This is a genomic window from Undibacterium sp. GW821-FHT11B02 (assembly GCF_058808955.1).
Genome location: NZ_JBXASD010000012.1, coordinates 67,760 through 80,943 on the forward strand (window position 1 = coordinate 67,760; position 13,184 = coordinate 80,943).

9 protein-coding genes are annotated in these 13,184 nt (G+C 50.5%); 3 read left to right on the forward strand and 6 right to left on the reverse strand.

Annotated elements, in window-relative coordinates; translation table 11 throughout:
- Positions 1-12 precede the first annotated feature (12 nt).
- Complete coding sequence (locus tag AC1RVX_RS23205) at positions 13-909, forward strand: SIS domain-containing protein (protein WP_493218955.1); 897 nt, start codon at positions 13-15, stop codon at positions 907-909.
- Positions 910-1,195: 286 nt separating this feature from the next.
- A complete protein-coding gene (locus tag AC1RVX_RS23210) occupies positions 1,196-2,038 on the forward strand; it encodes an HDOD domain-containing protein (protein WP_493218956.1) in 843 nt (280 codons plus the stop codon).
- A gap of 22 nt (positions 2,039-2,060) precedes the next feature.
- Here the strand turns inward: AC1RVX_RS23210 and ribA are convergent, their stop codons facing one another.
- The 5 genes from ribA to pepN all read right to left on the reverse strand — a co-directional run bounded on the left by ribA (position 2,061) and on the right by pepN (position 9,720).
- Entirely contained in the window at positions 2,061-2,693 is a 633-nt protein-coding gene (gene ribA, locus AC1RVX_RS23215) for a GTP cyclohydrolase II (protein WP_493218957.1), read from the reverse strand.
- 305 nt (positions 2,694-2,998) lie between these two features.
- Positions 2,999-4,876 carry a dihydroxy-acid dehydratase gene (ilvD, locus tag AC1RVX_RS23220; protein ID WP_493218958.1) on the reverse strand — a complete coding sequence of 626 codons (1,878 nt, stop codon included), beginning with the start codon at positions 4,874-4,876 and terminating at the stop codon, positions 2,999-3,001.
- Between the two features lie 668 nt (positions 4,877-5,544).
- Complete coding sequence (locus AC1RVX_RS23225; RefSeq protein WP_493218959.1) at positions 5,545-5,859, reverse strand: hypothetical protein; 315 nt, start codon at positions 5,857-5,859, stop codon at positions 5,545-5,547.
- 16 nt (positions 5,860-5,875) lie between these two features.
- A complete protein-coding gene (locus tag AC1RVX_RS23230; protein ID WP_493218960.1) occupies positions 5,876-6,877 on the reverse strand; it encodes a class 1 fructose-bisphosphatase in 1,002 nt (333 codons plus the stop codon).
- A gap of 164 nt (positions 6,878-7,041) precedes the next feature.
- Positions 7,042-9,720, reverse strand: coding sequence for an aminopeptidase N (gene pepN / locus AC1RVX_RS23235; protein ID WP_493218961.1), 2,679 nt, complete (start codon positions 9,718-9,720; stop codon positions 7,042-7,044).
- A gap of 312 nt (positions 9,721-10,032) precedes the next feature.
- On the opposite strand from pepN, the gene AC1RVX_RS23240 reads away from it, so the two are divergent.
- Complete coding sequence (locus AC1RVX_RS23240; protein WP_493218962.1) at positions 10,033-10,665, forward strand: DUF4136 domain-containing protein; 633 nt, start codon at positions 10,033-10,035, stop codon at positions 10,663-10,665.
- A gap of 94 nt (positions 10,666-10,759) precedes the next feature.
- Here the strand turns inward: AC1RVX_RS23240 and AC1RVX_RS23245 are convergent, their stop codons facing one another.
- Positions 10,760-13,033 carry a DUF1631 family protein gene (locus AC1RVX_RS23245; protein ID WP_493218963.1) on the reverse strand — a complete coding sequence of 758 codons (2,274 nt, stop codon included), beginning with the start codon at positions 13,031-13,033 and terminating at the stop codon, positions 10,760-10,762.
- Between the last annotated feature and the right edge of the window lie 151 nt (positions 13,034-13,184).

The following is a 13,184-nucleotide window of genomic DNA, read 5'->3' on the forward strand; positions in this document are numbered from 1 at the left end:
ACCAAAACATATATGGCAAACCCGTTTTCTGACAACAAACCCAACAGCCCGCCTGAAAAAGGCTTGCTGGCACGCATACGTAATGCCAGCACAGCCCTGAGCCGTGCTGAGCGCCAGGTGGCAGAATTCCTGCTGCAAAAGCCACACGATGCGCTGGAGATGTCGATACGTGTTTTAGCACAAGCTTGCGACGTCAGTGAACCTACCGTTGCCCGCTTTGCACAAAGCCTGGGTTTTGATGGTTTCAAAACCTTTAAACTGGCGTTTGCCAAAAGCCTGGCAACCGGCATCCCTTACCTGCATCTGGACGTCAACCAGGCCGATCATGTGCGTGATGTCCTGCCCAAGGTATTTGACCGCACTATCGCCACTCTGATGGAAGCACGCAACAACGCCAATACCGCCACCTTTGAAGCCGCAGTCAACCTGCTGGCGCGTGCGCGCCGCATAGAATGCTACGGACTTGGTTATTCCGGTGCGCTGGCGATTGATGCACAGTTGAAATTTTTCCGCTTTGGCATACCCACGACGGTATTTTGCGATGCCCACTTGCAGGCGCAGTCGGCTACTTTATTGAACAGCGATTGTGTTGTAGTCGCCTTTTCACGCACAGGCCGCACACGTGACCTGATCAATAGCGTGCAATTGGCGAAGGAAGCTGGCGCCAAGATCTTGGTATTGTGTGCCAGCGGCGGCCCACTGGCCGAACTGGCCGACGTGCACATCAGCGTCGACGTGGAAGAAGATCCCGATATCTATACCCCCATGACTTCACGCCTCGCGCATCTGACTTATATCGATGCACTGGCAGTCGCCGTCACCCTGCTACGCGGCCCAGCCGCCATCGACATGCTGGAAAGAGCCAAGGCCAGCATCAGTGAAAAACGCCTGGTACCCAAAATTGGCTGATACCTCAGTGCATTTCAGATTAACCTGGTAGCAGTTTTAAGTACTATCTCCGCGAGTCCCTTCCTGGCCAACACTCTCTAAAATCGCTTGCCTTTATCTTGTTGGCAAGTTCCATTCCCGACAAAACGCTTACCTTATCCGAAATTGGCCAGGACTTCGAGCCAATCAATTCAATTGCCCAACTTTATGGCTCTCTGTGTAACAAATTGGCACACGTAAGAAAAATGCATATCTAATTATCAAATTTCTGGCAATCTATGGGAATCTGCATTGTAGGAAAAGCCATATGAACCGCATTTCACTTGCCCAGATTATCGACAGCGTTAAAGACCTGCCCACCTTGCCGGCAATCGTGATGGAATTGCTGAATAACATAGATAACGAAAAACTGGATGTACATGAGCTGGCGCAAAAGGTCAGTCTTGATATTGCACTGACTGCCAAAACCTTGCGTTTTGCAAATTCTGCCTATTACTCGACCATGATCAAGGTCACCACAGTGCAACAGGCGATTTCTCTGCTGGGCCTGAGTACAGTAAAGCAGATTGTGATGACAGCGGCGCTGTCTGGATGCTTCCCGGAAAACAATTGTCGTGGTTTCAGTCACAAGGATTTCTGGCGTCATTCCAATGCAGTTGCCATTGTCGCCAAAATCCTGGCACGACGCCTGAATTTCAATACCGACGTCGCCTTCACTGCAGGTTTGCTGCATGACATAGGTGCCCTGGTACTGGCGACTTCGTACACCTCATCTTATGAAGCTGTGCTGGCCCATAGGCTGGAACATTCTGAAACACAATATGAAACTGAAAAAAGTCTGATCGATGTTGACCATGCTGTGATAGGCGAAGCGCTGGCTATACAGTGGAATTTTTCGGAAATGATGATCAAAGCCATTTCTGGTCATCATCACCCAGAAAAGCCTGGTTTGGGCTTTCTGGCAACCATCATCCATGTTGCAGATGGTATAGCCCATGCACTGGGCGTAACAACCACCCCGGATCTGGCACCACCAGAAATCACCGGGCAGTCATGGGAAAGCCTGGGTCTGGATCAGGCTTTGCTGGATGAAGTCTTGAGTGAAGCCGCCACCGAATTTGAAAAGCTGCAGGACATGGTTGAAGTCTGAGCCATACAGACTGTAAAGCGTCTTACAGTTCCGGCTGTATCAGGTGTCCAAGCTTGGTGGCCTTGGTAGCCAGATAGCGCTCATTAAATGGATTACGCTTGATAATCAGCGGCACATGCTCTTTCACCGTGATCTTCATGCCTTCCATTGCTGCTATCTTGCGCGGATTGTTCGTCATCAGTCTGACTGAAGTAATACCAAGATGTTTGAGCATGGGGTCGCACAGGCTGTAGTCACGCAAGTCAGCCGCAAAACCCAGTCTTTGATTGGCTTCTACCGTGTCAGCACCTTCATCTTGCAGGTGATAGGCACGTACCTTATTTACCAGGCCAATACCGCGACCTTCCTGACGCAGATATAGCAAGACACCTCGCCCTTCATGGGCAATTTTTTGCAAAGCCAATTCGAGTTGCGGGCCGCAGTCACAGCGCTGACTGAACAAGGCATCGCCAGTCAGGCATTCGGAATGGATACGTGCCAGCACTGGCTGGCCATCAGCCACATCACCCAGAGTCAGGGCGATATGTTCCTTGCCAGTTGCCGTTTCGACAAAGGCATGCATACGAAATGTCGCCCAACTCATGGGCAAATTACAGGAAGTAACGTATTCCAGTGCCTGTTCCTTCAGATCGACAGGCTGGTCATTGCTTAACATACAATTCTCGCGGATTCTTTTTATGAATATTGCTTGCTATTCTGCCATGGCTGCATTTAAAAAATGACGGCCCAGACCAGAGTATAAACGAGGCACGCATTTCCTACTTCATGCAGTGAACGATCGTGTTATTTTCAAGCTCTGGTAAGTATGTATGGTCAGCATGCAAGAAAGCAAGTGCGACCAGGAAAGCCACGGCCAATTCAGGCCCGACAAATGAAAACAGGGCGCCGGATTTTATCCATAACGCCCTGGAATTTGACAATCAGACCATGACAACCTGATTGTTACTCACAAGCCAATTTTTATTTACGCTTCAACTGAGTAATATCCCTGACAGCTCCACGGTCAGCCGATGTTGCCAAGGCAGCATAGGCTTGCAAGGCTTGCGAAACATAACGGTCGCGGTCGATTGGCTGCCAGGCTTGTGGGCCACGCGCTTCCATAGCTGTCCTGCGCTGCGCCAGATCGCTGTCGCTGACTTTCAGGTTGATGGTTCGGGCAGGAATATCGATTTCTATGATATCGCCCTCTTCGACCAGACCAATCGTACCGCCTTCAGCTGCCTCAGGTGAAGCATGGCCAATCACCAGACCGGATGAGCCACCAGAGAAACGGCCATCAGTGAACAGCGCGCAAGCTTTGCCCAAGCCTTTGGATTTGATGTACGAAGTCGGATACAGCATTTCCTGCATGCCGGGGCCGCCTTTAGGGCCTTCATAACGGATGATGACGACATCACCTTCATGCACGGTATCACCAAGGATGGCTTCGACTGCAGAATCCTGGCTTTCAAACACACGGGCTTTGCCGGTAAATTTCAAAATGCTTTCATCAACACCAGCGGTTTTGACGATACAGCCTTTTTCTGCCAGGTTGCCATACAACACAGCCAGGCCACCATCTTGTGAATAGGCATGCGCCTTGTCGCGTATGCAGCCAGCTTCACGGTCAGTATCCAGACTGTCAAAACGCTTGTCTTGTGAAAATGCAGTCTGGGTAGGCACGCCACCAGGTGCAGCGCTGAACAGTTTGCGTATCGCTGCATTATCTGTCACAGCGATATCATTTTGCGCAATTGCGTCAGCCATGGTCGGGCTATGCACTGTCGGACGAGTGGTATCGAGCAAACCGGCGCGTGCCAGTTCACCCAGGATAGAGATAATACCACCAGCACGATGCACGTCTTCAATATGGTATTTATCGGTCATCGGCGCGACCTTGCACAGGCAAGGAACCTTGCGCGAGATACGGTCAATATCAGCCATCTTGAAATCAACACCCGCCTCATGCGCCGCTGCCAGCAAATGCAAGACAGTATTGGTAGAGCCGCCCATGGATACGTCCAGCGCCATGGCGTTTTCAAAGGTCGCCTTGCTCGCAATCGAGCGTGGCAGGATGGAATAATCATCTTGCTCATAATGGCGCTTGGCCAATTCCACGACCAGACGACCAGCGCGCAGGAATAATTCCTTGCGGTCTGCATGTGTGGCCAAAATCGTGCCATTACCTGGCAGTGACAAACCAAGCGCTTCTGTCAGACAGTTCATGGAATTTGCGGTGAACATGCCGGAACAAGAGCCGCAGGTCGGGCAGGCAGACCGTTCGATACGACCGATTTCCTCATCAGACACCTTACTGTCACCTGCCTTGATCATGGCATCGACCAAATCAATTTTCATGATTTTTTGCTCGCCAGTCTGCTTCGGATGCAATGTCTCCAGCACCTTGCCGGCTTCCATAGGGCCACCGGATACAAACACGACCGGGATATTCAAGCGCATGGCAGCCATCAGCATGCCGGGGGTAATCTTGTCGCAGTTAGAGATACACACCATGGCATCAGCACAATGGGCATTGACCATGTATTCGACCGAATCAGCAATCAATTCGCGTGAAGGCAGCGAATACAACATGCCGCCATGACCCATGGCGATACCGTCATCCACGGCAATGGTATTGAATTCTTTCGCTACACCACCAGCCGCTTCAATCTCGCGCGCCACCATCTGCCCCAGGTCTTTCAAATGCACGTGACCAGGCACAAACTGGGTGAAGGAATTGACGACGGCAACGATAGGTTTTTCGAAATCACCATCTTTCATACCAGTCGCACGCCACAAAGCGCGGGCACCCGCCATATTGCGGCCATGGGTAGTGGTTCGGGAACGGTAAACGGGCATGATGACACTCCAGAGGTTGAACGATGAAAATAGTATATGAGAGATTGCCTTGCGTAGAACGATATGTCAAATATTGAATTTATTGACAATTAGGTCGAAAAAAGTATTAATTAATTTTTCAAGACCAAAAAGCTCACCACAGAGACACAGAGAAAGGCAGGAGAAAACGTGAAGTTTAGGTTTTCTGCGTCTCAGTCGCTAATCAGTCAAGCGTCTAAAACTTGACTATTGGCCGCATTGACGTTGCTTTTGACTTTGGCAGTTCCCATGTGTCGACGCCGTTTGTGCGCTGCAGAAAATGGAAAGAGAAGGGCCGGTGTCTGAGCGAAGCGAGTTTCGGACCTTCCCATTTTTTGTAGTGCACAAACGGGAACCCCGCAGGGGCGACGACGCCTGGGTCGCCTTTTTGGCATACCTTTTTGGCGAAGCAAAAAGGTATGTAGCCGCCGGTCTACCACCGGCCTGCAACCGCAATTTACGTATGAAGGTATCAAGAAGCCTTCCATTGCAAATACTCAGAGCAGGCTTTCGTTTGCGCTTTACCACCATACTGCAATTCTCTGCACCCTAACCTAAATGGTGAGAAGTTTTTATTAGAAACTCTCCAGACATAAAAAACGCGAAGCTCATACTTCGCGTTTTTCACGATACAAACATGTCAAATTTAACTATTTCGAGATATCGTTATTTGTCGTTTCTTGCAATTGCAGTAGTTCAATAGCAGCATTCAATTTTTTGTGGACAATAGAAAGCTCAAGACTAATACCGACTACAACACTGACCAAACAAACAAGCAAACCCACAAGCAAGGGTGGGATGGGCAGAGTATCCAACAAGTAAAGCGCCACTACCGTTGCCAGTGCAACCAATCCCCTGTTGGGGCCACGTCGATAATTACTGTAAAGAATCGCCTTCGCTTTCACCCTGCGCTCTGCTTTGCGCAAGATGATTTCAGCTTCCAGATCACCAACTTGTTGAGACATATTTTTTTCCAGCTGATTATTCCTGATGATACTGCGTCACTCTCTCCACTTCATTTTTTGAACCCAAAAACACCGCCACACGCTGATGCAGTTTTTCTGGTTGTATATCCAGCATGCGCTGCTTGCCATCTGTGGATGCGCCGCCAGCTTGTTCGACGATGAAGGACATGGGGTTGGCTTCGTACATCAGGCGCAGTTTGCCTGCCTTGTCTGGTTCACGCTTGTCTGCTGGGTACATAAAGACGCCGCCACGGTTCAGGATACGGTGTACGTCGGCAACCATCGAGGCGATCCAGCGCATGTTGAATTCTTTGCCGCGTGGACCGGTACTGCCCGCCAGCATTTCATCGACATAACGCGTGACTGGTGGATACCAGTGACGGGTATTGGAGGCATTAATGGCAAATTCTTTGGTATCTTCCGGGATTTGCATATTGCGTTGTGTCAGTACCCATGAACCCATTTCGCGATCCAGGGTGAAGCAGTTCACACCATTGCCTGTGGTCAGCACCAGCACGGTCTGTGGGCCATACACAGCATAACCGGCGGCGACCTGCTTGCTGCCTGGTTGCAGGAAGTCTTGCTCGGAAGGCTTGCCCATACCTTCTGGTGCCTTCAATACCGAAAAGATAGTACCGATGGAGACATTGACGTCAATATTGCTGGAGCCATCAAGTGGATCAAACAACAGCATGTATTCGCCCTGGGGATAGCGGTTAGGGATGGGATGGATGCTTTCCATTTCTTCCGATGCCATGGCAGCCAGATGGCCGCCCCATTCATTCGCTTCCAGCAAAATTTCATTCGACAGGATGTCGAGTTTCTTTTGCACTTCGCCCTGGATGTTTTCACTGCCAGCGGTGCCCAGGACTTCACCCAGGGCACCCTTGCCTACGGCATGGCTGATGGTTTTACAGGCACGCGCCACCACTTCGATCAAGAGGCGCAATTCCGCCGGTATCGAATTATTCAGGCGCTGCTCTTCGACCAGGTACTGGGTCAGGCTTACACGTTTCATGTTGTTCTCTCGATTTTTTTCAGTAATTCTTGTCAATAGCTTGTTCAATAAGTCGTTCAAAACCTGTTTACGATCTGTAGCGAGCGTCAGCGGGCTCAGTGGCAACAAATAGAGCAGCGCATGAGCCCCGATCACGCTCGCGCAGTAAGATCAAAAACAGGTTTTCAGGACGCCAGCGCCTTGCTGACCACTTCCAGCACATCTTTCGACAGCTTCTTGGTGTCAGCCACTTTTTGCAGAGCTGCCTTCATATGGGTTTGCAAATTCTTTGGATACTTCTTCCAGCGATCCATGCTGCGGGCCAGACGAGCTGCCACTTGCGGGTTAAGCTTGTTCAGGGCAATCACCAATTCTGCCCACAAGGCATAACCACTGCCGTCAGCCGCATGGAAGCGTGCCGGATTGGCATTGCAGAAAGCAAAAGTCAAACTGCGCGCGCGGTTGGGGTTGTTCAAGGTGAAAGCCGGGTGTTTCATCAGCTCACGCACTTTGGCGACATCGGTAGTACGTGCAGTTGCCTGCAACATGAACCATTTATCGATGACCAGGGCTTCTTTCTTGAAATCTTTATAGAACTGGTTCAGGGCTTTGGCGGCTGCTTTGGCATGCTTGTCCTTGCCACTGAAGTTAGTCAGGGCCGTCAGTGCCGCCAGGCGATCTGTCATGTTTTCAGCTTCATCAAACTGGGTTTTCGCCAGGTCAAAAGTGGAATCGTCCGACCATTCAAGCAGATACGACAGAGCCAGATTTTTCAAACCGCGTCTGGCCATGGATTGTGCATCTGGACTGTACTTGCCAGGAGTCAGGTGACCTTCATAAGCACTCAGCAAATCAGCGCGCAGATGTTCGGTCAGGGTGGCGCGGGCGAACTGGCGCGCAGTATGAATAGCCTGCGGATCAACGACCTTGAATTCTTCCGCAATCATGGCTTCGGAAGGCAGGGTCAACACCAGTTCACGGAAAGCCGGGTCCAGGCTGGCATCGTTCAGGGTGGCGCGCAGGGCTTCAATGAACATGCTGTCAAGCGTCAGTTCTTCGCCTTGCTGTACGGCAGTCGTCAGTTTTACCAGGCGACGTGTGGCCAGACGTTGGCCCGCTTCCCAGCGATTGAACGGGTCGCTATCGTTTGCCAGCAAGAGTCCCAGTTCTTCATCGCTGTAATCAATCTCCAGCACCACAGGTGCAGAGAAATTGCGCAGCAGCGAAGGCACAGGCTTGCTGCTGACTTTGCTGAAGCGGAAGGTCTGGCTGTCTTCTGTCAGCTCCAATACCAGGCTGCTTGCGCCCGCATGGGCTTCGTAACCAGCGCAATGTAATGCCATGTCCTTGCCATCAGCCCCCAGCAAACCCATCGCCACCGGGATATGGAAAGGCAGTTTTCTTACTTGCCCTGGGGTAGCCGGGCAAGACTGGCTGAGTTTGATTTCATAAATCTGCGCTTCTGCATCATAGCTTGTTTCCACCTTGACGCGCGGTGTACCAGCCTGGCTATACCAGCGTTCAAACTGGGTCAGGTCACGGCCACTGGAATCGGCCATGGCGGCACGGAAGTCATCACATTCAACTGCCTGGCCATCATGACGTTCAAAATACAGATCCATACCCTTGCGGAAACCATCGTGCCCCAGCAGGGTGTAATACATGCGCACGACTTCCGAACCTTTTTCGTAAATCGTGACGGTGTAGAAGTTATTGATTTCGACGAAAGAATCAGGGCGTACAGGATGGGCCATAGGACCTGCATCTTCCGAAAACTGTACCTGGCGCAGCAGCCGCACATCTTCAATACGTTTGACTGCGCGACCGGTGGCAGTGCCAACCAGGTCAGCAGAAAATTCCTGGTCGCGGAAAACTGTCAGGCCTTCTTTCAGTGACAACTGGAACCAGTCGCGGCAGGTGACACGGTTGCCGGTCCAGTTATGGAAATATTCATGCCCGACTACGGATTCTATGCCTGCATAATCCACGTCAGTAGCGATGGATGGATTGGCCAGCACAAACTTGGTATTGAAGATATTCAGACCCTTGTTTTCCATCGCGCCCATATTGAAGTCGCCAGTGGCAACGATCATGAAGCGATCCAGATCCAGTTCCAGGCCAAAGCGCTGTTCATCCCAACGTATGCTGTTTTTCAGGGAATCCATGGCATGCTGGGTCTTGTCCAAGTTGCCCTCTTCTACCCAGACTTGCAACAGAGCCTTGCGACCAGATTTGAGCTTGTAATTTTCTTCCTGACATACCAGCTTGCCAGCTACCAACGCGAACAGGTAGGAAGGTTTTTTGAACGGGTCTTCCCATTTGGCGAAATGACGGCCATCGCCCAGATCGCCTTCGGCAATCAGGTTACCGTTGCTCAGCAGGACAGGGAATTTTTTCTTGTCTGCACGCAGCATGACGGTGTATTTCGCCATGACATCGGGGCGATCCGGGAACCAGGTGATCTTGCGGAAGCCTTCGGCCTCGCACTGGGTGATGAAATTGCCATTCGACGCATACAGGCCGGACAACGAAGTATTTTTTTGCGGGTTGATCAGGGTTTCAATTTCCAGCGTGACGTCATCCGGCGCATTGGCAATGCGCAGGGTCTCGCCTTCTATCTTGTAGGCGCTTTTCTTCAGGTTCACGCCGTTCATGCGCAGTTGCAGCAATTTCAGGGATTCACCAAACAGAACCAGGTCTTTCTCTTTACTGTCATGATTGCGGCGCATGGTCATGCGCGTTGCCACGTGGGTGGCTTGCAGATCAAGGTCAAAACCCATCTCTACCGTGTCCACCCAAAAACCTGGGGCAACATAGTCTTTACGGAAAATAGTCTGTGGTTTGCTGGCAGTATCGTTGCGCATGGATTGAATATCTCGCGAAAATAAATGGAATGGCAAAGTCTTATGAACTCTGCGAAGACTGCCATTTTACCAAGCTGTGTGTACACAGGCACAAAAGCAGTCATAATTACTTTGCAATAACAAATAAAATTTGGCTAGATTGTGGATTTTTTGCTGAGATACGCTAAAAATTTCAAGAAAACTGGGAGATCGCGGCTTCTTACCGACGGTCACAAAGTCGTTACAACACGTTACAGAAATCGCAACACGTTTGCGCGATGATGCATATCATGAAGTGACGGAACAAGAACTGAACTATCAAGGAGTAGCACCATGAAAAAAATTGCCATGCTATTTGCTGTGGCTTGTAGTGTTTTACTGAGTGGCTGTGCGACAACCTTCAGCAGCCAGGTCAGCGTATTCCATGAATGGCCGGCAGCAGCCGATAAATCGTATATCTTTGAACGTGACCCCGGACAGGAAAACAATCCTGAGCATAAATTATATGAAGATATGCTTCGTACCCGCCTGCAGGTTCTGGGCTTCAAGGAAATCAGCGCCGGTGCCACGCCTGCGATGAAGGTAGGAATGAAATACGGCACTACGCTGCGGGAAATTCAGTATTCGCCGTTATGGCATCCCGCAATTTATGATCCATTCTGGGATGTGCATTTTCGCCGGGGATTTTATCGTGCCCGCTTTGCTTATCCCTACCCTTACTGGGGTTGGGGCGGATACCCACGCTACTGGACAGATTTCAGCCTGCGTGCCAGTTTCCTGCATCAATTGGAAATCCATATAGAAGAAATCAGTCCAGCAAAAAAACTGGCTGATATCAAGGTAAGCTCAGAACAAACTGAACCGGAAATATCGACGTTCATGCCATGGATGATGGATAGCGCGTTGAAAGACTTCCCGGGTAAAAATGGCAGCACTACTGAAGTTGAAATAAAGATGGGTAAATAGCAAGGCCCTTAGTTGCAACCCATAGTTGCAACTAATGAAAATGCCCCTGAATGCCATGCAATCCAGGGGCATTTTTGAAGGTTTTTGTAGCCAATCAGGCTGGAGGGTCTCTCAGTGCTTCAACCAGGGCACGATCCACCACCGATTCGGCGACGATCTGTATCGCGTTACCTTCGCGGAACTGGGTAATCAACTCTTCACTCGATACAGAAAATGCATCATGTCCCTGACGGTTGGTGAAGATATAACGGGTACGCTTGGGGCTGACCCAGGCCAGTTTGAAACGGGTAGTCACACCATTTGGCCGTGTAAAATCAACCCAGATGCCACGTTCCATGGTTTCAATGACACGCGCCCATTCATCCACTGGCTGCTCTATCTGATCCTGTACATGACGATTCAGGCGTCTTTCACTGGCTCTTTGTGCGATGTTGACGGCAATTTCGAGTTGGCGACGCGGTGAAAATTCCAGCGGTGCACGGGCAATGGCAGCATGCCGCTCGGCCAGTTTGGAAAAGAACAGAACACGGTCAGGTTCATCCCATTTAATCGCATTCAGCCAGGCGTTCAGCAAGGACAGCATGGCGGGCAATTTGCTGACCAGTTCCTTGCGTTCTTCGGCACTGTTTTTCGGCTTCAGGCTCCAGATCAGGTCATCCATCGTCCGCAAAGCATTTTCCAGGGCGTTGGGCTTTTCTTCCTTGACGTTATGGGCAATGGTCAGGATACGTATCCACTGCTCTTTCAAAAACACTTCCAGAAAACCGGCAACTTCACCCGTTTCTACCCGGATGGCGACATCATTTTCGGCAAATTCACGTGCCAGTCGCATTTTTTCCTGCTTCAGGGCGACTGCGACTGGCTCGCTGATAGCAACTTCAGTCTGCTGTTCCTCGTCCTTCAAAAAGGCTTCAAGGTCGGCAACAACGTCTGAAAACAATTCTATCTGCTGATCGAAATCCTGCTGTACCCGTTCGACGATGCCTTCTATCATCTGATAGAGCGGGTCTTCTGTCGTGGTATCACTATTCAGCAGCACACTGGATTTTGCCAGCGTATCTATCAGTACCCTGGCCGGATGGCTTTCCTTGAAAAAGAAATCTTTATCCAACAATGCCACTTTGAGCGTGGGTATCTGCAGTTGACCTATGAGCCCCTTGATATCAGCAGGAATACTGGAATCGTTGAACACATAATCAAAAATCCGCGCCAGTAGCTCGATGGTGCTTTGATCAATATGGGTCAGGCTTTCGGCATTCGGCTGCTGCGACAATTGCCGCAAATGCGCCGTGTCCATAGGCATGGGATTGGTCGAGAAATTTCTTTGCACGCTGGTCAGGTAGTCAAAAAACTGACGATCAATGGTAACCATATCGGGGGCGTGCATCCCACCACCACCGACATTGCCATCCCCGGCAAAACCACCGCCACCAACGCCTGAGCCACCACCACCCTGCTGGCCACTGGCATATGGGATGCCGTCTGCGCCACCGCCACCGCCACCGCCACCGCCACCGCCACCGCCACCGCCACCGCCACCGCCACCGCCACCGCCACTAACAGTATTGCTGAAAGAAGCAGGTGTGGATGTGCCAGAAAAAATATTCCTTAACTTATTTTCCAGGTAGGGGTCACGGTCACTGATATCTTCCGTTGCTGAATGTATGTTCTTTTTCTGTTTATTGCGATATCCGTCATTAATATCAGGAAGAATGCCACGCTCTATCAAAGCCTGGTTCAATTCCCTATAAATCGCCCCCAGTTGCAAAAATAATTCTGGTTGCAACAAGCGCAAAATCAGATGATGAGTTTCGGGATCTGGCTCCAGCTCCATCCAGGCCTGATGTACCGCCTTGACAAACAGTTCAGGACGAAACGGGTTTTGCGACACGCTGATGGGCGTCCTCCGCAAGACATGTCCTATACGCACATTCAGCGCCACCAATTGCTCAGCATTATTAACTTCCAGCGACTGGCTAAGGTTACGGCTGAGTACCTTGCTTTCCATCTCCTCAAAGCTGACAAGAGAAAAATCCTGTTTTCCTTCATCGGTTCTGACACGCTTTCGCGTATTCACCACGCTGACTTCCTTGGCCAGGGCAGCATTGATCTGCCCTGCCACCAGCCGATAGAAGGTGGTGCCATTGCGTTTCAGTTGCTGATACGCCTGAAAACTGATTGCCACTTCCTCTGGTCTGACAGTCTGATCCGACAACTTGAACAAGGCTTCGGTCAGGCGACCGGCAAATGCTTCCAGTTGTGAAGACACCAGATTAGTCGCTATCGGCACCAGACTTTGCAATATCAGCAAACGACTGGAGCTGGAAAATTCGCTGGTTTTAGCAGTATTCAGTGGAAGGGTGTCCATTGCTCGTTTTTATTGTAATCAGGATAGTTGATAAAACTGCAGTAACATGGCACACAAATCAATTGCGCCATGCACCACCAGATGTATGCTGCTCACGGTCCGAATTGTCTGAACATGGTGTATAAAGTGACAAAAATAATTAGCAAAAAGC